We start from the raw sequence: 19982 nt of genomic DNA on the forward strand, positions 1-19982 counted from the left end.
TCCGCCAATGCACGCACGGACCGCCCGCCGATGAGCCTCCAAGACCACCGCTCCGCCAAGCGCCCCGAGCCCGACCAGTCGATGGTCGACATCGCCAATTACGTCACCGACTACTACATCGGTTCGTCGGAGGCCTACACCACGGCGCGCTACATGCTGCTCGACTCGCTGGCGTGCGCGATGCTGGCCATGCGCCACCCGGAATGCGTCAAGCACCTCGGCCCGCTGGTGCCCGGCGCCACCCTGCCGGGCGGCGTGCGCGTGCCGGGCACCTGCCACGAGCTCGACCCGGTGCAGGCGGCCTACAACATCGGCGTGCAGGTGCGCTGGCTCGACTTCAACGACACCTGGCTCGCCGCCGAATGGGGCCACCCGTCCGACAACCTCGGCGCCATCCTCGCCGTCGGCGACTACCTCAGCCGCAAGGCCGAGCGCGAGCACGGCAAGCCGATCACCGTGCGCGACATCCTCACCTGGGCCATCAAGGCGCACGAGATCCAGGGCTGCTACGCGCTGAAGAACAGCTTCAACCGCGTCGGCCTCGACCACGTGCTGCTGGTGCGCCTGGCCTCGACCGCCGTGGCCACGCACATGCTGGGCGGCGGCAAGGAGGAAATCATCAACGCCGTCAGCCACAGCTGGGCCGACGGCGGCGCCCTGCGCACCTACCGCCACGCGCCCAACGCGGGCCCGCGCAAGGGCTGGGCCGCGGGCGACGCCTGCCGCCGCGCCGTCACCCATGCGCTCAACGCCATGAAGGGCTGCGTGGGCTACCCCAGCGTGGTCAGCGCCAGGACCTGGGGTTTCTCCGACGTGCTGTTCAAGGGCAAGCCCTTCGAGTTCGAGCGCACCTTCGGCAGCTACGTGATGGAAAACGTGCTGTTCAAGATCAGCCACCCGGCCGAGTTCCACGCCCAGACCGCGGTCGAATGCGCCATGCAGCTGCACGCCATGGTCGCCGGCCGGCTCGACCAGGTCGAGCGCGTGGTCATCGAGACCCAGGAAGCGGCGATGCGCATCATCGACAAGACCGGCCCGCTGGCCAACCCGGCCGACCGCGACCACTGCCTGCAGTACATGGTGGCCGTGCCGCTCATCTTCGGCCGCCTCGGCCACGAGGACTACGGCGACGCCGTGGCCGCCGACCCGCGCATCGACGCCCTGCGCGCCAAGATGGAGGTCCGCGAGGAGCCGCGCTTCACCCGCGACTACATGGACCCGGAAAAGCGCTACATCGGCAACGCCGTCGAGGTCTTCTTCAAGGACGGCACCTCTACCGGCAAGGTCTCGGTGGACGCCCCGATCGGGCACCGCGAGCGTCGCGGCGAGGGCGTCCCGGTCCTGCTGCGCAAGTTCGAGGCGGCCATCGCCGGCCAGCTGCCGGCCCGGAAGGTCCAGCAGGTCCTGGCCCTCACCGGGGACACCTCCCGGTTCGAGGCCACCCCCATCCACCGCTTCATGGACCTGTTCGCCCTCTGAGCGCCCGGAATGGGCGGGCGGGCCCCCGGGCCAGCTTGCCAAGCCGCGGCCAATTTGTTAGCTTCCCGTTAACATTCAGACCACTATGGTCTGGGTTGACTCTGGCGGGGCCCCTCTCGCGAGGATTAGTCCGCACCGTTTGAGCTGTTTCCCCTTGAATACGGAGCAAATCATGAAGAAGAAACTCCTCTGCTGTGCCCTCCTTGGCGCCGTTTCGATGTCGCAGGCCGCGATGGCCCAGGATTTCGACGACCGCTGGTACGTCTCCGGCACCCTCGGCCAGAACTTCCAGGACGATGACCGCAACACCGACAACGCCCTGTTCATGGGCCTCGGTCTCGGCAAGTTCATCACCCCGAACTGGTCGGTCGACGTCGAAGCCAACTACCAGAACCCGAAGAACGGCAACCTCTGGTTCAGCCAGTACGGCGCGTCCGTCGACGCCCGCTACCACTTCCTGCGCGAAGGCAAGAACTGGTGGCCGTTCGTCCGCATGGGCCTGGGCTTCCAGAAGGCCGAGGAAGAGTTCAACGCCTTCCCGAGCCCGAACTCGCCGGGCCAGCGCGAAGACTCCTTCATGGCCGCCAACCTCGGCGCCGGCATCCAGGCCGACTACGACCGCTACGCCCTGCGCGGCGAGCTGACCGGCCGCTTTGCGTTCGACGACACCTCGATCGCCGCCCCGAACTCGAACTCGTTCGGCGACATCCTGGCTTCCGTCAGCGTGCTCGTGAAGCTCGGCGACCTGCCGGCCCCGGTCGTGCCGGAAGCCCCGGCCCCGGTCGAGAAGACCTGCGCCGACCTCGATGACGACGGCGACGGCGTCAACAACTGCGACGACAAGTGCCCGGGCTCGGTTGCCGGCCAGGCCATCGGTCCGGACGGTTGCCCGGTCCCGCTGACCATCGACCTGAAGGGCGTGAACTTCGACTTCGACAAGGACACCCTGCGTCCGGACGCCGTGGCCATCCTCGACGAGGCCGTGTCGATCCTGCAGAAGTACCCGCAGCTGAAGGTTGAGGTCGCCGGCCACACCGACTCCGTCGGTACCGAGCAGTACAACCAGGGCCTGTCGGAGCGTCGCGCCGCCGCCGTGTACAACTACCTGACCGGCAAGGGCATCGACGCCGGCCGCCTGGTGGGTCCGAACGGCTTCGGCGAGAGCCGTCCGATCGACACCAACGACACCAGCGAAGGCCGTGCGCGCAACCGCCGCACCGAGCTGAACGTCCAGAACTAAGTGCGACACGAGCAATCGTAAGGCACTGAAAAGACTCGGCTTTTCCGAGACACCCCGATGTAAAAGCGGGCTTCATCCGAAGCCCGCGGTACCAAAAACGGAGCCCGGGAGGGCACTACCCTCCCGGGTCTTCGCGCAAAGCGGAGAGGGTGGGGTGCGTCTGTACTCCCATGCTCTGCCGCTCATCGCAACGATGACCGGAGTCCTCGTCTCGAGGGCAGACGGTGTGCTCTTCCCGCAATGGGGAGAGAACCTTTTCAGGCGCGCAGATTGCGTGTCCGTGATGTCATTGCTCAATCGTGCCCAAAAGCACGATAGCGAGCCCGCTATGCGACTAGCGGTAGCCTAGGAAAGCGTGCGTTACCGGCAACGGTTTCGTGCGAAGCCTTTCCGACAATGAAGCCCCCTGCATGGCCAGGAGCGCGCAACCCGCGAGGGTGGTGCGTGGAACTGTGAGCAGCACTACGGTTCGGGAGCTAGGCTGACCGGTATGGGTATCGAACAGAGAACTGTCTATAAACGCCGTTAGGACGAAGGTGCCAACGCTGCTGGTTAAGGCATCGACCAAAACGGTATGTGAGCAGCTGTCCCGCTTTAGTTTCGGGGCACGTCGCTAATCAGGCTCACCGGCGAACAGACAGACCCTCACCCGGTCGTGTGACATCACGGGAACGTGGCAACCCCACCCATCCGCCCTCGTGGCAGGCGAACCGCAAGGAACGCTGTTGGATGCATGGGACAGGGATCGCGGAGAAAGCGAATGGCCGGCGGTAATCGTCGGCATAGGCGTTGAAACATCACGCTGGTACGAGAGTACGCCCACTTCCGCGTGGTTCTGGATCGCGATGGCGATCTGCTGACACCCGCAACGTGGATGCCGCGCCTCTTGGCGGCATCGAACCTACCCGCATGGGGACAACAGTCCCCTACGGGGTTACTGCGTCCTCATGTGGTCAACCAACACTGAGGAGAGCAGCATGGAAGAGTCCAACTGCAAGGTTGGATCTGCGCCCTCCGGCGGGCCGCAGGACTGGATGAGCATTGACTGGCATCACGTCCACCGGACCGTCCGGGGTATGCAGATACGAATCGCGAAGGCGACACAGGAAGGCGACTGGCGCAGGGTGAAAGCCCTGCAACGGATGCTGACCCGCTCGCTGACGGCCAAGATGTTGGCCGTTCGGCGAGTGACGGAAAACCAAGGTAAGCGCACGGCCGGAGTAGACCGTGTGCTTTGGACTGAACCGCAGCAACGATGGGAAGCGCTGTCAGGCTTGCATCGTCGCGGCTATAAACCCCTGCCGTTGCGGCGCGTATTCATCCCGAAATCCAACGGGAAGGAACGCCCGCTGGGCATACCCACGATGCGGGACCGGGCCATGCAGGCGCTTCATCTGCTGGCATTGGAACCGGTGGCGGAATGCAAGGGCGACCCGAACAGCTTCGGCTTTCGGAAAGGTCGTTCCACGCATGACGCCATGGCGCAGAACTTCATCTGCCTGGCAAAGAAATACTCGCCGGGTTGGGTGCTGGAAGCGGACATCAAGGGTTGCTTTGACCACATCAATCACGACTGGCTGGTGACCAACGTCCCTCTGGACGCGGGAATCCTGCGCAAGTGGTTGAAGGCCGGCATCCTCTACCGGGGTCAGTACGAACCGACGGAGGAAGGGACACCGCAGGGCGGCATCATCTCGCCAACTTTGGCGAACATGGCGTTGGATGGGTTAGAGGGTGGCCTCAAGGAGCATGTGTACGCGGCCTTGGGTTACACGAAAGCCCAGCAGGCAAAGATAAACGTCATCAGGTACGCCGACGATTTCGTGGTTACGGGCTCCTCGCAAGAGGTGCTCGTGAACACGGTCCGGCCATGGGTGGAGAAGTTCCTCGCCACCCGGGGTCTGGAATTGTCGGCGGAGAAGACCCGCGTGACGCACATCGATGCTGGTTTTGACTTCCTTGGCTGGAACTTCCGCAAGTACAACGGGAAGCTCCTGATCAAGCCGAGCAAGAAGAACGTTTCGACGTTCTATCGCAAGGTAAAGGGAGTCATCAGCGACCATAAGACGGTCAGGCAGGAAATGCTGATCAAGATGCTGAACCCGATGCTCAGGGGGTGGGCGAATTACCACCACCCCGTTGTGGCCAAGCAGACGCTCAACCGCATGGATGCCCTGGTGTTTGGGGCTCTGTGGCGGTGGGCACGGCGACGCCACAACAACAAAGGTTCGAGGTGGGTGCGGGAGAGGTATTTCCACACCAACGCGACCCGCAACTGGGTATTCGCGGCACGCCGTGAAGAAATGGGGGCGGAAGAGCCGCTGTTGGAGCTCTACCGGCTTGCCGACACGCCGATAGTGCGACACGTGAAGGTGAGGGCGGAATACAACCCGTTCGATCCCGCGTTCGAACAATACGGCGAGAAGCGGCGGCAGGACCGCATGGTCCGGTCCCGCGCGCACCGCAAGCAATGGGCGAGCCTGTTTCTGTCCCAACAGGGCAAGTGCGCACACTGCTGGCAGCCCATCACCGCAGAGTCAGGCTGGCACGATCATCACATCGTGCCGCGGGTGGCCGGAGGTTCCGACCTCCTCTCCAACCGAGTCCTGTTACACCCCAGCTGTCACGTTCAGGTTCACGCTTTGGGTATCACCGTTGTGAAGCCCTAGCCAGGGCTTGAGCCGTGTGCAGTGAAAACCGCACGCACGGTTCTTAGGGGGGAGGGGGCCGGCAACGGCCCCCTCCCACCCGACGGCGTTCGCTGCAGGCAACACCACGAAGCCCGGCCTCGCGCCGGGCTTCGTCTTTCCGGGGGTTCAGTTTTCTTCGATTGCGCGCCGCGTGGCCCGGGCCTAAGCTTTCCGCAGCCTACCGGTTCCCTGGTGTCCGATGATCCGCAAACTGCTCCTGGCCCCGCTGCTGTTCCCCGCGTTCGCGTTCGCCGCCGGCGCGCCCTGCGAGGTGCCCTCGCTGGCGCCGCTGCCCGACACGGTACCGGCCCCGGAAATGCTGCGGGCGCCGGCCGCCGCCAGCTGCCTGCGGGTGGACGCGCTGTCCTTCGTCGAACGCCTGCGCAAGCCCGCCACCCCGGCGCCTGCCGCGCCCGCGTCGGCCCGCCCGGCGGCCGCCACGGCCTCTAACAGCGGCTACGTGCCCAAGACCGCGCACGACAACACGCCCTGGCGTTTCGACATGAACCAGAACGGCCGCCGCATGACCGCGGAAGAGTTCGACGCCTGGATGAAGGCCAAGGGCATCCGCGTGGCCACTGGCAAGCCCGCCGCCGCGGCCGATGCGCCGGCGCCGGCGGCTGCCGCGCCCGCCACCGCCAAGCCGGGCTGCCAGGCCAGCGCTACGCAGGCTTGCTGAAGCGGTAGTGGGCGACGAGCCACTCGTTGCCCCCGGCATAACCGAAGAGCTCCGCGCAGGCCATCCAGAACATCCGCCAGCGCTGGTGCCAGCGCTCGGCTTCGGCCGCGCCGTAGGCGGCCGAGAGCACCTTCAGCACTTCACCGCGGTTGCGGTCCTGGTTCTCGAGCCAGTGGTTGGCCGTGCGCTCGTAGTGCGTGCCCGGCAGCAGCCAGCGCTGCTCGATCGCCAGGTGTTCCTGGAAATGCAGCAGCGTGTCGGCCGAGGGCATCAGGCCGCCGGTGAAGAAATACCGGCCCATCCAGTTGTCCTCGCCTTCGGTGAGGAAGGGGTACATCAGGCTGCGGTGGGCGAAGATGTGCACGAACAGCTTGCCGCCCGGCTTCAGCCAGCCGGCGACGTTTCCCAGCAGGTGCCGGTAGTTGCGCATGTGCTCGAACATCTCGATCGACACCACGCGGTCGAATTCGCCCGGCGGCAGCTCCAGCCGGTTCACATCGCGGGTGAGGATCTCGACGTTGCCCAGGCCGCGCCGGGCCGCCTGCGCCAGGATGTGCTCGCGCTGGCTGCGTGAGTTCGACACGCCGGTGATGCGCGCCTGCGGGAAGCGTTCGGCCATCCACAGCGTCAGCGAACCCCAGCCGCAGCCGAGCTCGAGGATGCGCTGGCCGTCGGCCAGTTCGGCGCGCTCGCCGTAGAGCGCCAGCATCGCGTCCTCGGCCTCGTCCAGGCTTTCCCTGCCGGTGCGGTAGAAGGCGCTTGAATACTTCAGGCGACGGCCCAGGCACAGCTCGAAGAAACGCGCCGGCACTTCGTAGTGCTGCTCGTTCGCCGCGTCGGTTTCGATGGCGATGGGGCTGCGGCGCAGTTCGTCGAGCAGTTCGCGGAAGCGGGCGTCGGCCCGGGCCAGGTCGCCGGCGCCTTCCTCGCGCAGGCGCTGCGCGCACAGGCGGCGGATGCCGAGGCGGGTCAGGGCGTCGGGCACGAGCCCGCGCTCGCACAGGTCGATCAGGGACATTCGCTTACTCCGGGGAGCGGGGTGCGCGGCGCGGCGGCCACGGGAAGAAGGCGCTGGTTTCCTGCTGGTAGCGGCGGTAGTCCTCGCCGCGGCTGCGCAGCGCCTGCGCCTCCGTCCAGGGAATGCCGCTCACCCGGTACAGGAAGGCGAACATCAGCACCGGTCCGACCAGGCTGAGCCAGAACAGGCTGCCGCCGACGGCCAGCAGGACGTAGCTGAACCAGTGCAGCCACTCGAAGAAATAGTTCGGGTGCCGCGACCAGGCCCACAGGCCGGTGCGGCAGGTCTGGCCGCGGTTCGCCGGGTCGGCGCGGAAGCGCGCGAGCTGCCGGTCGGCCACGCCTTCGCCCACCATCGCGCCCAGCCACACCCCGATGGCCAGCACGGTGCACAGGCCCGAGTGGAAGGTGGGGTTCTGCGCCGCCGCCACGAAGGGCAGGGCGAACAGCGCCACCACCAGTGCCTGGGCCTGGAAGAACCAGAAGAACTTCGCCGGGCTGCCGCCCCAGGCGGCGCGCAGGGCCTGGTAGCGCCCGTCCTCTTCCTCGTTGAGCACGCGGTGCAGCAGGTGCAGGCACAGGCGTGCGCCCCAGACGCTGCCGAACATCGCCACCAGGCTGCGCGACATCGGCGAGCCCTCGGCCAGCGCGCCCACCAGCAGCGCCGCCAGGGCCATCAGCCCGGCCCAGCCGACGTCGACGTAGCCGACGTTGCGCACGCGCATGGAAAAGGCCCACAGCGCCGCCATCACCAGCGCCGAGCCGGCCCAGATGAGCGCGATGAGCAGCCAGGCATTCATGCCGCGGCCGTCCCCCGGTTGCCGGCCCGCGCCAGCCCGCCGAGGCGGCGGTGCAGGGCGAACAGCAGCGGCATCACCAGCGCCCAGCCCAGCGCCAGGGCGCCCAGCGTCCAGGCCACGGGCGCGCCGAAGCTGACCGCCTCGAAGGCGCCGGCGGCCGTCCAGTAGGCCAGCGGGCCACCGACCAGGCCGAACAGGGCGGCGGTCCACGGGCGGTTCGCCAGGAAGCCCATCGAGTGGTTCAGGGTGAGAGCGAAGCCGGCCCACAGCGACCAGATCCACACCGGCGCCACCGAATGCCAGGGCCAGGGCTCGGCGTACACCAGCCAGCCGGAGGCGGCGAAGGCGGTGTCGAGCGCGATGCCCAGCGGCAGCGCGATGGCCAGCAGGCGCAGGTCTTCCCGGCGCTTGCCGCCCCAAGCCAGCATGGCCACGACGAACAGCAGCGCCGCCACCGGCCCGGCCCAGGGCTCGCCGGCGCCGGCGCCGCCGATGCTCGCCAGCCACACCAGCTGGAAGCCGACGACGTTGCCCGCGGCCAGCAGCATCGCGTTCATGTCAGGCCGCCTCGGGCGCGGGCAGGTACTGGTCGCGCCGGTTGCCCGGGCGGGCCAGCAGCAGGTGCACGTCGCCGATGGAGCGTTCAAGGAAGCCACCCTCGCAATAGCACAGGTAGAACTCCCACATCCGGATGAAGCGCTCGTCATACCCCAGCGCCCGCACCTCGTCCAGCCGCGCCAGGAAGCGCTGGCGCCAGTGGCGCAGGGTGAGCGCGTAGCTCGGGCCGATGTCCTCGAGGTTCACCAGGCGCAGGTCGCTGGCGTTCGCCGCGGCCTGGGTGATGGCGCTGACGCAGGGGATGAAGCTGCCCGGGAAGATGAAGCGCTTGATGAAGTCCACCGAGTGCAGGGCCTGCTCGTAGCGGTGGTCTTCGATGGTGATGGCCTGGATGAGCGCCAGGCCCTCGGGCTTGAGCAGCGAGGCGCACTTGGCCAGGTAGGTTTCCAGGTACTGGTGGCCGATGGCCTCGATCATCTCGATCGACACCAGCTTGTCGTAGCTGCCCTGCAGGTCGCGGTAGTCCTCGAGCAGGACGGTCACGCGGTCGGACAGGCCGGCGGCGGCGACGCGCTCCACCGCCAGCGCGTGCTGTTCCTTGGAAATGGTGGTGGTGGTGACCCGGCAGCCGAAGCGCGAGGCGGCGTGCAGGGCCATGCCGCCCCAGCCGGTGCCGATCTCGACCAGGTGGTCGCCGGGCTGGAGGTCGAGCTTGCGGCAGATGCGCTCGAGCTTGCGCCACTGGGCGGTCTCCAGCGACTCGTTCTCGTCGGCGAACACCGCCGAGGAATACATCATCGACTCGTCCAGGAAGAGCCGGAACAGCTCGTTGCCGAGGTCGTAGTGCGCGGCGATGTTCTTGCGGCTGCCGGCGCGGGTGTTGCGGCGCAGGGCGTGCCAGCCGCGCAGGGCCAGGCCGCCGGCGCGGGCCAGGCCGGTCTCCATGGCGTCGAGGTGGTCGCGGTTGAGCACCAGCAGGCGCACCAGCGCCACCAGGTCGGTGCAGCGCCACAGGCCGTCCATGTAGGCCTCGCCGGCGCCCACCGAGCCGCTGGCGGCGGCGGCGCGGTAGAAGCCCGGGTCCAGGATGTCCAGCTCGGCCCGCAGGGCGCCGCCGGCTTCGCCCAGCACCACGGTGCCCAGGGCGTCGCGCACCACCAGCTGGCCGCCGCGCAGGCCGTCCAGGGTGCCGAGCAGGCGCTTGCGCAGCACGCGGTCGAGCGCGCCGTACCGGCCGGAGGCTTGGTCCGGGCGGGACAGGGTTTCGGCGGTGCTGCTCATCAGGGACTCCGGGGCGTGGTGGCGGGGTGAGGGTGGAACGGGATGCGCTTGAGCCAGAGCCGGGCGGCCTGCCAGTAGATGGCCGCGCCCACCTTGGCGGTGAGCAAGGGATACCGCGCCAGGCATGAAGCCAACGTGTTCCCGTCCAGCGGCCAGCGCTCCAGCACCAGGGTGGCGTCGAACTCCCGAGACTCCCCGTCGAGCACGTCCATGTGCACCCGCAGCTGTTCGCCCGGGGGCTGGAAGGCCCAGCGGTAGCGCCGCTGCATGGCCATGAAGGGCGAGACGTGGAAGGCCTTGTCGAAGCCCCAGTGCAGGGCGTCGCCGTGGCGTTCGGACCCGGCTACCGGCAGCAGGTAACCATGGCGCTCGCCCCAGGGCGTGTTGGTGATCTCGGCGAACACCCAGTCCAGCGTTTCGCCGTCGGGCAGGAAGCCGTAGTAGAAGCTCACCGGGTTCATGGTCTTGCCGAAGTAGCGGCCGTGGGTGAGCAGGCGGATGGGGCCCTCGGGGCGACGGCCGAGTTCGCTCTCCACCCGGTCGCGTACGGCGGTGTCCAGCGGCAGCGCCGGGTCGCCGTGGTAGTCGCGGCGGCGGAACTGGGCCAGGTTGGATCGGTCGACGGACCAGAACCAGCGGCCCGCGAACACCTGGTCCAGTTCGGCCAGGTCGAGGTAGAGCTGGAACATGCGGTAGCGGAAGGCATGCGGGGCCGGCGCATGCCGGCGGTGCCGGACCCAGCCCTCGTAGATGGCGGATTTCAGCGCCATTGCACGCCGAGCGCGCGCGCCACGTCCACGCCGCTGCGCAGCCCGTCCTCGTGGAAGCCGAAGCCCCAGTAGGCGCCGGCGAACCAGGTTCGGTTGACGCCGTTGATCTCGCCGCGCCGTGCCTGCGCCGCCACGCTGGCGTGGGTGTACACCGGGTGGTGGTAGCGCATGCGCGCCAGCACCCGGGCGGGGTCGATGTCCTGGCCGCGGCCCAGGGTGACCACGAAGGGCTGCTCGCTCTCGAGCGACTGCAGGTGGTTCATGCAGTAGCTCACCGTGCAGGCCGCGCCGGGCGCCGCCGGCACGTAGGCGTTCCAGGCCGCCCAGGCCTTGCGGTTCTTCGGCAGCAGGCGGGCGTCGGTGTGCAGCACGGTTTCATTGGCCTGGTAGGGAATGGCGCCCAGCACCTCGCGCTCGGCGTCGCTGGGGTCGGCCAGCAGGGCCAGGGCCTGGTCGCTGTGGCAGGCCAGCAGCACCTGGTCGAAGGCCTCCTCGCCGTCGTCGGTGGCCACGAAGGCGCGGTCGGCCTCGCGACGCACGCTCCGTACCGGGGACGACAGCCGCACCTGCACCTGCCACCCGCGCCGCAGCGCCTCGATGTAGCTCGAGGAGCCGCCCACCACCACCCGCCAGGCCGGCCGGTCGCTGACCTGCAGCATGTGGTGGTTGTCCATGAAGCGCACCAGGTACTTGGCCGGGAACTGCAGGATCGACTGCGAGGGCGACGACCACAGCGCGCAGGCCATCGGTACGAGGTGGTCCTCGACGAACATCGGCGAATAGTCGTTGTCGCGCAGGTAGTCGCCCAGCGAGGGGCCGTCGCCGGCTTCGGCCAGCAGGGCGGGGGCCTCGCGGTAGAAGCGGGTGATGTCGCGCACCATGCGCCAGAACTTCGGCGACACCAGGTTGCGGCGCTGGCAGAACAGCGCGTCGAGGCTGGTGGCGTTGTACTCCAGGCCGCTGCGCGCGTCCTGCACCGAGAAGCTCATGGTGGTGGGCTGGGTGGGCACGCCCAGTTCGTCGAGCATGGCGGTGAGCAGCGGGTAGTTCTGCGGGTTCATCACGATGAAGCCGCTGTCCACCGAATAGGCCTTGCCGCCTTGCTCGACGCGGTGCGTGTGGGTGTGCCCGCCCAGGCGCGACTCGCGCTCGAACAGCACCACCTCGTGCCCGCGCGAAAGCAGCCAGGCCGCGCCCAGGCCCGCGATGCCGCTGCCAACCACCGCGATCCTCATGCGGCCTCCCGGCGCGCCGTGCGCAGCGCGGCCGGCACCGGCCGCAGGTCGCTCACCAGGCCCAGCAGCGCCATCGCGCGCAGTCCCAGGTAGGTCAGGTCCAGTTCCCACCAGGCGAAACCCTGCCGGGCCGAACCCGGGTAGTGGTGGTGGTTGTTGTGCCAGCCCTCGCCGAAGGTGAGCAGGGCCAGCAGCGCGTTGTTGCGGCTGTCGTCGCGGGTGGCGAAGCGGCGGCTGCCCCAGCGGTGCGAGAGCGAATTGATGGTCACGGTGACGTGGAACAGCACGATCGTCGAGACGAAGAAGCCCCACACCAGCAGCTGCGGCCCGTTGGTGCCCAGGCCCGGGTGGGCGGCTTCCAGCCACGAACCCAGCGCGTACAGGCCCGCCGCCAGCAGCGCCGGCACCAGGATGTCGAAGCGGTCGAGCAGGCGCAGCTCCGGGAAGCGCACCAGGTCCTTGATGGCGTCGAAGTCGGTGCGGAAGCCGCGCGGGGTCAGGAACCAGCCCATGTGGCTGCGCCAGAAGCCGTGGCGCGGCGAGTGCACGTCGAGCTCGGTGTCGGCGTGGCGGTGGTGGTGGCGGTGGTGCGCCGCCCACCACAGCGGGCCGCGCTGCACCGAGGCCGCGCCCAGCACCGCGAACGCGAACTGCACCGGCCGCGAGGTGCGGAAGGCCTTGTGCGAGAAGTAGCGGTGGTAGAAGCCCGTGATGGCGAACATGCGCGCCGCGTACAGCGCCACCGCGGTCCAGAAGGCGAACCACGAGAAGCCCACCCAGAACACGCCCAGGCAGGCCAGGTGCAGGCCGATGAAGGGCAGCACGCGCAGCCAGTCGATGCGGTCGGGGTCGCCGCTGGCGGCGGGCGCGGCGCCGGTGTCGAACCAGAGCACGACCGCGCGCAGCGCGCGGCGCCAGGCGGGGAGAGGGGCAGGCGTATCAGGCATGGCCGTATGGTCGGCAGCGGGCGGTGATGGGTCGGTGAACCGCGGGGCCCGCGAGCCGCCGGGCTGGCGGGATCCGGCAAGCGTGCGCCATGCTTCGCGCATGCAACGACGACCGCCGCCGCCGCGAACGCCAGCCGTGCCCCGCCATGGGGTCGCGCGCGTGCTATCGAAGCAGGGCCTGTGCTCGCGCACCGAAGCCGCGCGCTGGGTGGCCGCCGGCCGCGTGGCGGTCAACGGCCGCGTGGTGCTCGACCCCGAGTTCCCGGTGCGCCAGGGCCAGGACCGCCTTGCGCTCGACGGCCGGCCGCTCGAAGCGGCCGCCCCGGTGCACGTCGCGCTCAACAAGCCGCGCGGCCTGGTCACCACGGCCAGCGACGAGAAGGGCCGCGACACCATCTACCGCTGCCTGGAGAACTCCGGGCTGCCCTGGCTGGCGCCCGTGGGCCGCCTGGACCAGGCCAGCGAGGGCCTGCTGCTGCTGAGCAACGACCCGGCCTGGGCCGCGGCCATCACCGACCCGGCCACCGGCCCGGACAAGACCTACCACGTGCAGGTGGACGCGGTGCCCGACGCCGCGCTGCTGGCCGCGCTGGAAGCGGGCATCGACGACGATGGCGAACGCCTGTCGGCGAAATCCGCGGTGCTGCTGCGCAGCGGCGGCAAGACCGCCTGGCTGGAGATCGTGCTCGACGAGGGCCGCAACCGGCAGATCCGCCGCCTGCTGGCCGCGCACGGGCTGGAAACCCTGCGCCTGGTGCGCGTGGCCATCGGCCCGGTGGCCCTGGGCGACCTGGCCAAGGGTGCTTGGCGCCGGCTCACCGATGCGGAAGTATCGGGGCTGGCCCCGAAGGGCAGGAGCTGAAGCGATGAACCCCGACATCACCATCCGCCGCGCCGAGCCCGAGGACTACGCCGCCGTGCAGGCCATCTACGCCATGCCACGCGCCCAGGCGGGCACGCTGCAGCTGCCGTTCCCCTCGCTGGACCTGTGGCGCCAGCGCATGCAGGCGGTGGACCCGAACGCGCACCTGCTGCTGGCCTGCGCCGGCGAGGTCGTGGTCGGGCAGCTCGGACTGCATGTGGCGGCCAATCCGCGCCGCCGCCACGTCGGCGAGATCGGCATGGGCGTGCGCGACGACTGGCAGGGCCAGGGTGTCGGCAAGGCCCTGCTGGGCGCGGCCATCGACCTGGCCGACCGCTGGTTGCAGCTGCGCCGGCTGGAACTGCAGGTCTACGCCGACAACGCCGCCGGCATCGCGCTCTACACGCGCCACGGTTTCGTCGAGGAAGGCCGCCACCGCGACTACGCCTTCCGCGACGGCGCCTTCGTCGACGCGCTCAGCCTGGCGCGGATCCGCCCGGGCTGAGCCGGGGCCTCAGCCCTTGATGACGCCCAGCTCGCGGCCGACCTTGGTGAAGGCGGCGATGGCGCGGTCGAGGTGTTCGCGGGTGTGCGCGGCGCTCATCTGGGTGCGGATGCGGGCCTGGCCCTTGGGCACCACCGGGAAGAAGAAGCCGATCACGTAGATGCCTTCCTCGAGCAGGCGCGAGGCGAACTTCTGCGCCAGCGGCGCGTCGTAGAGCATCACCGGCACGATCGGGTGCACGCCGGGCTTGAGGTCGAAGCCGGCGGCGGTCATCTTCTCGCGGAAATAGGCGGTGTTTTCCTGCAGGCGGGTGCGCAGGTCGCCGGCGGCGGCCAGCATGTCGAACACCTTGGTGCCGGCGGCCACCACGTGCGGCGGCAGCGAGTTCGAGAACAGGTAGGGGCGCGAACGCTGGCGCAGCATCTCGATCACCTCGCGGCGGCCGGTGGTGAAGCCACCCAGCGCGCCGCCCAGGGCCTTGCCCAGGGTGCCGGTGAAGATGTCCACCTGGTCCATCACGCCCTTCACCTCGGCGCTGCCGCGGCCGGTGGCGCCCAGGAAGCCGGTGGCGTGGCATTCGTCGATGTGCACCAGGGCGCCGTACTTGCGCGCCAGCGCGGTGATCTGGTCGAGCGGGGCGATGAAGCCGTCCATCGAGAACACGCCGTCGGTGGTCACCATGATCGTGCGGGCGCCGTCGGCGGTGGCCTGCTGCAGCTGCTTCTCGAGGTCGGCCATGTCGCAGTTGGCGTAGCGGTAGCGCTTCGCCTTGCACAGGCGAACGCCGTCGATGATCGAGGCGTGGTTGAGCGCGTCGGAGATGATCGCGTCCTCCTCGCCCAGCAGCGGCTCGAACAGGCCGCCGTTGGCGTCGAAGCAGGCGGCGTACAGGATGCTGTCCTCGGTGCCGAAGAACGCGGCGATCTTCGCCTCCAGCTCCTTGTGCAGGTCCTGGGTGCCGCAGATGAAGCGCACCGAGGCCATGCCGAAGCCGTGGGTGTCCAGGGCGTGCTTGGCCGCCTCGATCACTTCGGGGCTGTCGGCCAGGCCCAGGTAGTTGTTGGCGCAGAAGTTGAGCACCGTCGAGCCGTCGGCCAGGGTGATCTCGGCCGACTGCGGGCCGGTGATCACGCGCTCGGCCTTGAACAGGCCCTGTTCGCGGATGGCGTCGAGTTCGGCGGCGTAGCGGGCGAGGGCGGGCGAGGTCATGGGCGGTCCCTGGGGCGGTGGAAAGCCCGCCATTATGCCGGCAAAGGTTTGCTGCGCTGCCGCATGCCTTATCATTGCCCGCTGTTGGACACTGCGCTCATTATTTTCAACAACTGGCCCGGAATCCCGAACGGGGGTGCCGGCGAGAAGACCAGCCAGCGCGCCGTGCCCTTGCCCCGCCCCAAAACCGACGAGGAATCCCCGATGCCCAACAAGAAGACGCTTTCGCTCGCCCTGACCGCCGCGCTGTTCGCGCTGCCGATGGTTTCGCTCGCCCAGGACGGCGCCGAAGAGGCCGCCGCCGAGGAGGAGAGCTCCATCTACAGCTGGAACGCCGCCATCGCCACCGACTACATGTTCCGCGGCGCGTCGCAGACCGACGGCGAGGCCGCCCTGCAGCTCGGCGCCGACCTGAACTTCGACAACGGCTTCTACGTGGGCGTCTGGGGTTCGAACGTGGACTTCGGCGAAGGCAGCCCGGACGTCGAGCTCGACACCTACATCGGCTGGAACCACGACCTGACCGAGCGCCTGAACCTCGACCTGATGGTCAACCGCTACAACTACATCGGCGAAGCCGACGACTACGGCGCGGCCGACTACAACGAGTTCATCGGCGCCCTGACCCTGGACGAGGCCTACACCTTCACCCTCGGCTACACCAACGACGTGTACGCCCTGGGCGAAACCGGCATGTACTTCGGCCTGGGCGGCAGCTGGGAGCTCCCGCACGCGATCGGCCTGGACGTGGCCGTGGGCCGCAGCACCTTCGACGAAGCCACCGGCTACGAGGACTACAGCGACTTCTCGATCTCGTTCAACAAGGACTTCGGCCCGGTGAACGCGGCGATCGGCTACTACGGCACCGACGCCGACGGCGACGTGAACTTCGGCGACGCCGCCGACAACCGCTTCATGCTCACCCTGTCGATCGGCGGCTGATCCACCTGCCTGCTGCGACACCGCGGGGCGCCTTCGGGCGCCCCGTTTCGTTTCAGGGCGCCGTACGCGCCAGGCGCAGGCCGCGCCGGTAGGGCGGCTCGCCGGGGTAGGGCGGCGGCGGGGCGAGGCGCCAGCCGCGGGCGCTGATTTCCCGCTGCGCCAGTTCGCTCACCACGCCCGACACCAGCAGGCGGCGCGGCGCGTCGTCGGCCAGCACGCCCAGGCCGAACCAGCGCTGCAGTTCCGGCGTCCAGGCCAGCCAGTCCACGGCCAGCGGCACCACCAGCTCGCCGCCCGGCGTGCGGTAGGCCAGCAGCGCGCCCTGGGGCACGAATTCGCCGCGGCGCTCGTCGGCCCGCAGGCTGGCCACGAGCAGGCGCAGGCCGTTCACCACGAAGCGCGCCTGTGGTTCGTCGGTGGCCATCAGCGCCGTCTCGAGCAGGGCCTCGCAGCCGCCGGCGGGTTCGAGCCGCAGCATCAGGTCCACCAGTTCGGTCTGGAGCGCCGGGGCGTAGGCGCCGTCGCGCAGGAAGGCGCGCACCAGCCGGTCGTCCAGGCAGACGGTGCCCAGGCGTTCCTGGTTGCGCCTGCGCACCTGCTCCGGCGGCTCCTGCAGCACCCACTGGTTCACCTGCACCGCGTAGGAGAGCGCCGAGCCCGCCGGGCCGGCGACCAGGCCGATGGCGCGCGCGGTGGCGAAGCGGCCACTGGTTTCGGCCCAGGCCAGGGCGTCCAGGCGCGGCGAGATCAGCGGGTTGCGGGTGGACGGGTCGACGCCGAGGCGCGCGGCCAGCGCGCGCCGGGCGGTGGGGTAGCCCACCTCCTGCTTGGCCAGGCCCACCGCTTCGCGGCCGCGGCGCTTCCAGAAGCCGCGCGAACGCCCGGGGCGGTCGTCGCCGGCGGCGCCGAGCAGGCCATCGGGATCGTCGTAGGGCGAGCCCTCGTGCATCACTTCCTCGCGGCCGCGGTCGGCCAGGCGGCGCACGGCAGCGCGCAGGCGCTGCCAGCGTTCGCCGAAATAACGCGCCACGCCCAGCGGCAGCCCGGTGACGGCGCGCACCGGCTCGCGGGCCACGGCGCCCACCGCGTTGGCCGGGTTGAGCGCGCGCTCCTTCGCGGCCGCGGCCATCACCTCGTCCACCTCGGCGCCCTGCAGCGCCGCCAGCGCCGGCATTTCCGCCACGCGCACGGCCAGCAGCTCGACGCTGTCGGCCTCGAGTTCGCCCCAGTCGGTGTGGATGCGGAAGCGCGCCTGGTAGCCGCGCACCTCGACGCGCGGGTCCACCCGCCAGCCGGGCCCGGCCAGCAGCGCGGGCTCGACCAAGGTGGCGGCGTCGAGCACCGGTTCGGATTCGGCGCGGGCGCCGCCGGCCAGGGCAAGCGCCAGCGCCGCCGGGGTCAGCAGGCGGCGGAGCACGGCGGCGGAGGGCTCAGGCGTTCGTCAGGACCAGCTGCACACGACCTTGCCGCACTGGCCGCTTTCCATCAGGTCGAAACCCTTCTGGAAATCGTCGATGTGCACCTGGTGGGTGAGCACCTTGCCGAGCGGGAAGCCGGACTGCACGAGCTGGGTCATCTTGTACCAGGTCTCGTACATCTTGCGGCCGTAGATGCCGTGCAGCACCAGGCCCTTGAAGATCACCTTGTCCCAGTTGATGCCGGCGCCGTTGGGCAGGATGCCGAGCAGGGCGATCTTGCCGCCGTGGTACATGCAGTCGAGCATGTCGTTGAAGGCGTGCGGGTTGCCGCTCATCTCGAGGGCCACGTCGAAGCCCTCCATGTGCAGGTCCTTCATCACGTCCTTGAGCGACTGCTTGGAGACGTTCACCACGCGGGTGGCGCCCATCTCGGCCGCCAGCTTCAGGCGGTAGTCGTTGACGTCGGTCACCACCACGTTGCGCGCGCCGATGTGCTTGCAGATGCCCGCGGCGATGATGCCGATGGGGCCGGCGCCGGTGATCAGCACGTCCTCGCCGACCACGTCGAACTCCAGCGCGCAGTGCGCGGCGTTGCCGTAGGGGTCGAAGAACGCGGCCAGCTCGGACGGGATCGAGTCCGGGATGGGCCACAGGTTCGACGACGGCATCACGATGTATTCGGCGAAGGCGCCGTGGCGGTTCACGCCGATGCCGGTGGTGTTCGGGCACAGGTGCTGGCGGCCGGCGCGGCAGTTGCGGCAGTGGCCGCAGACGATGTGGCCTTCGGCCGACACGCGGTCGCCGATGGCGTAGCCGGTGACGCCGGGGCCCATTTCCACGATGCGGCCGACGAACTCGTGGCCGATCACCAGGCCCGGCTTGATCGTGCGCTGGCTCCACTCGTCCCACTTGTAGATGTGCAGGTCGGTGCCGCAGATGGCGGTCTTCTCGAGCTTGATCAGCACCTCGTTCGGGCCGGGCGAGGGCACCGGAACCTGTTCCATCCAGATGCCTTTTTCGGGGTTGCGCTTCACCAGCGCCTTCATCGTCTGCTGGGACATCGTCCTGTTCCACGCTGGCCCGGACGGGCCGTGAGGGCCGGAATTATACCCGTCGGCCGTGAACCGGCCGGGAAAACCTCAGGGCAGTTCGACCCGCCAGCCCAGGGCCAGCATCCGCTCCTGCAGGAAGGCGTGGCCGAAACGCTGGCGCAGCTCCACGAAGCCCGAATGCCCGCCCGTGAAGACGAACACCGCGCCGGCCCCGGCCTCGCCCCAGGTGGCGTCGGCGTCGTCGGTCTCGAAGCGGATGGGGGTGGCGCTGCCGTCGTTCACGAAGGTCACGGCCAGTGGCCGCGCCGGGTTGCCGTATTCATGCCGCCAGCCCAGCCGCAGCAGCGGCTGCCACACGCCCCACGGGGCGGACACGCTGCGCGAGAGCGCCGCGTCGAGCCGGCCGCGGCGGCTGGTGACGGCCCGCCCCGGCACGAACAGCGCCAGGCCGGAGCCGCCGGTTTCGGCATAGGGGTCGATCTCGGTGCGCTGCCAGTCCAGGCCCGCGCCCAGTTGCCATTCCCAGGCCCCGGCCGGAATCGCCCAGGTGAGGCCGGCGCCGGCCAGGTGGCGGGTGGCGTCGGTGCTGGCGTTGGCCACCGCGTCCACGGTGACGCCGCTGAGCAGGGTGAAGTTGATGGCGCGGCGCACGCGGTAGTCGCCGCTGAGCGTGCCGGCGTAGGCGTCGAGCGAGATGCTGTCGGAGGCGTTCCAGCCGGCCAGCGCCATCACGCCGGTGAAGCGGGTGCGCAGGCTGCCGTCCGAGCGCAGGAAGTCGAGCTCGTCGCGCGCGTGGTTGGCCACCAGGCCCAGGCGCCAGCGCGCCGAGGGCGCCCAGTCGACGCCCGCGAGCAGGGCGCCGGTGTCGCCGTCGAACGGGGCTTCGTTGGTGCCGTCGCGCCGCTTGAGCCGGCCCAGGTCGGCACTGGCGAAGGCCGACCAGCCGGCGCCCAGCTCCGTGCGCAGTTCGCCGTCGTCCGGGGCGCCGTCGCGGGTGGCGGCGCGGCCCTGGCCGGGGATCTCGCCCAGGAAGTTGCCGCCGGCCGCGCGCTCGCGGCTGTTCGGGCCGCCGGCGAAGATTTCGGCGCAGCGGCTGGCCAGCGGGCTGCCGGGCGCGGCACCGGCGCACAGGGTGTTCCAGAGGGCGGCCAGGGCCTCGTCCGGCGACTGAGCCCGCGCCGGAGCGGCAAGCACGGCCAGCAGGCCACCCACGAGCAGCAGTGCACGCATATGTCCCCCTCGTTTGTCCCCTGTCGAAAGTCTATACCCGCCTGCACGCCCCGCAAGCATCGCCGCTG

18 protein-coding genes are annotated in these 19982 nt (G+C 69.5%); 7 read left to right on the top strand and 11 right to left on the bottom strand.

The window, feature by feature from the left end:
* Positions 1–30 precede the first annotated feature (30 nt).
* The 4 genes from ACE3Q2_RS00235 to ACE3Q2_RS00250 all read left to right on the top strand — a co-directional run bounded on the left by ACE3Q2_RS00235 (position 31) and on the right by ACE3Q2_RS00250 (position 6088).
* Positions 31–1479 (top strand): bifunctional 2-methylcitrate dehydratase/aconitate hydratase, encoded by a 1449-nt coding sequence (locus tag ACE3Q2_RS00235; protein WP_374471912.1) that lies wholly within the window; start codon positions 31–33, stop codon positions 1477–1479.
* A 172-nt stretch (positions 1480–1651) separates the two neighbouring features.
* On the top strand, positions 1652–2719 hold the full coding sequence (locus ACE3Q2_RS00240; protein WP_374471914.1) for an OmpA family protein: 1068 nt from the start codon (positions 1652–1654) through the stop codon (positions 2717–2719).
* A 977-nt stretch (positions 2720–3696) separates the two neighbouring features.
* A complete protein-coding gene (ltrA, locus tag ACE3Q2_RS00245; RefSeq protein WP_374471916.1) occupies positions 3697–5388 on the top strand; it encodes a group II intron reverse transcriptase/maturase in 1692 nt (563 codons plus the stop codon).
* A gap of 220 nt (positions 5389–5608) precedes the next feature.
* Positions 5609–6088 carry a hypothetical protein gene (locus tag ACE3Q2_RS00250; RefSeq protein WP_231698421.1) on the top strand — a complete coding sequence of 160 codons (480 nt, stop codon included), beginning with the start codon at positions 5609–5611 and terminating at the stop codon, positions 6086–6088.
* Here the strand turns inward: ACE3Q2_RS00250 and ACE3Q2_RS00255 are convergent.
* From ACE3Q2_RS00255 to ACE3Q2_RS00285, 7 genes are read right to left on the bottom strand one after another with little or no spacing between them, the layout of a single operon-like run.
* Positions 6072–7106 carry a cyclopropane-fatty-acyl-phospholipid synthase family protein gene (locus ACE3Q2_RS00255; protein WP_231698420.1) on the bottom strand — a complete coding sequence of 345 codons (1035 nt, stop codon included), beginning with the start codon at positions 7104–7106 and terminating at the stop codon, positions 6072–6074. The two genes, ACE3Q2_RS00250 and ACE3Q2_RS00255, sit on opposite strands and share 17 nt — an antisense overlap.
* A gap of 4 nt (positions 7107–7110) precedes the next feature.
* Positions 7111–7905, bottom strand: coding sequence for a DUF1295 domain-containing protein (locus tag ACE3Q2_RS00260; RefSeq protein WP_231698419.1), 795 nt, complete (start codon positions 7903–7905; stop codon positions 7111–7113).
* On the bottom strand, positions 7902–8462 hold the full coding sequence (locus ACE3Q2_RS00265) for a DUF2878 domain-containing protein (protein ID WP_374471920.1): 561 nt from the start codon (positions 8460–8462) through the stop codon (positions 7902–7904). The genes ACE3Q2_RS00260 and ACE3Q2_RS00265 overlap by 4 nt, the downstream gene beginning before the upstream one ends.
* A 1-nt stretch (position 8463) precedes the next feature.
* A complete protein-coding gene (locus ACE3Q2_RS00270; RefSeq protein ID WP_231698417.1) occupies positions 8464–9744 on the bottom strand; it encodes a cyclopropane-fatty-acyl-phospholipid synthase family protein in 1281 nt (426 codons plus the stop codon).
* Positions 9744–10514, bottom strand: a complete 771-nt coding sequence (locus ACE3Q2_RS00275) for a DUF1365 domain-containing protein (RefSeq protein WP_374471922.1) — start codon at positions 10512–10514, stop codon at positions 9744–9746. The genes ACE3Q2_RS00270 and ACE3Q2_RS00275 overlap by 1 nt, the downstream gene beginning before the upstream one ends.
* Complete coding sequence (locus ACE3Q2_RS00280; RefSeq protein WP_231698415.1) at positions 10505–11749, bottom strand: FAD-dependent oxidoreductase; 1245 nt, start codon at positions 11747–11749, stop codon at positions 10505–10507. The genes ACE3Q2_RS00275 and ACE3Q2_RS00280 overlap by 10 nt, the downstream gene beginning before the upstream one ends.
* Positions 11746–12696, bottom strand: coding sequence for an acyl-CoA desaturase (locus ACE3Q2_RS00285; protein WP_231698414.1), 951 nt, complete (start codon positions 12694–12696; stop codon positions 11746–11748). Before ACE3Q2_RS00285 ends, ACE3Q2_RS00280 begins: the two co-directional genes overlap by 4 nt.
* 100 nt (positions 12697–12796) lie before the next feature.
* Here ACE3Q2_RS00285 and ACE3Q2_RS00290 point away from each other — a divergent pair, with 100 nt between their 5' ends.
* Both ACE3Q2_RS00290 and ACE3Q2_RS00295 read left to right on the top strand, forming a co-directional pair.
* Entirely contained in the window at positions 12797–13558 is a 762-nt protein-coding gene (locus ACE3Q2_RS00290; RefSeq protein ID WP_374471925.1) for a pseudouridine synthase, read from the top strand.
* A 4-nt stretch (positions 13559–13562) separates the two neighbouring features.
* Positions 13563–14063, top strand: a complete 501-nt coding sequence (locus tag ACE3Q2_RS00295; protein WP_231698412.1) for a GNAT family N-acetyltransferase — start codon at positions 13563–13565, stop codon at positions 14061–14063.
* A gap of 9 nt (positions 14064–14072) precedes the next feature.
* Here ACE3Q2_RS00295 and kbl read toward each other — a convergent pair whose 3' ends face one another.
* Positions 14073–15272: a glycine C-acetyltransferase gene (kbl, locus tag ACE3Q2_RS00300; RefSeq protein ID WP_231698411.1), complete on the bottom strand. Its 1200-nt coding sequence runs from the start codon at positions 15270–15272 to the stop codon at positions 14073–14075.
* 204 nt (positions 15273–15476) lie between these two features.
* Between kbl and ACE3Q2_RS00305 the strand changes: the two genes are divergently transcribed.
* Positions 15477–16214, top strand: a complete 738-nt coding sequence (locus ACE3Q2_RS00305) for a TorF family putative porin (RefSeq protein ID WP_374471928.1) — start codon at positions 15477–15479, stop codon at positions 16212–16214.
* Between the two features lie 52 nt (positions 16215–16266).
* Here ACE3Q2_RS00305 and ACE3Q2_RS00310 read toward each other — a convergent pair whose 3' ends face one another.
* The 3 genes from ACE3Q2_RS00310 to ACE3Q2_RS00320 all read right to left on the bottom strand — a co-directional run bounded on the left by ACE3Q2_RS00310 (position 16267) and on the right by ACE3Q2_RS00320 (position 19914).
* The gene (locus ACE3Q2_RS00310) at positions 16267–17631 is read right to left on the bottom strand and encodes a hypothetical protein (RefSeq protein WP_374471930.1); all 1365 of its coding nucleotides are present in this window, start codon (positions 17629–17631) and stop codon (positions 16267–16269) included.
* Between the two features lie 24 nt (positions 17632–17655).
* Positions 17656–18693, bottom strand: a complete 1038-nt coding sequence (tdh, locus tag ACE3Q2_RS00315) for an L-threonine 3-dehydrogenase (protein WP_211252008.1) — start codon at positions 18691–18693, stop codon at positions 17656–17658.
* 78 nt (positions 18694–18771) lie between these two features.
* Positions 18772–19914, bottom strand: coding sequence for an autotransporter outer membrane beta-barrel domain-containing protein (locus ACE3Q2_RS00320; protein ID WP_374471933.1), 1143 nt, complete (start codon positions 19912–19914; stop codon positions 18772–18774).
* Positions 19915–19982 lie beyond the last annotated feature (68 nt).

Source organism: Arenimonas sp. (assembly GCF_041913985.1).
GTDB lineage: Bacteria > Pseudomonadota > Gammaproteobacteria > Xanthomonadales > Xanthomonadaceae > Arenimonas.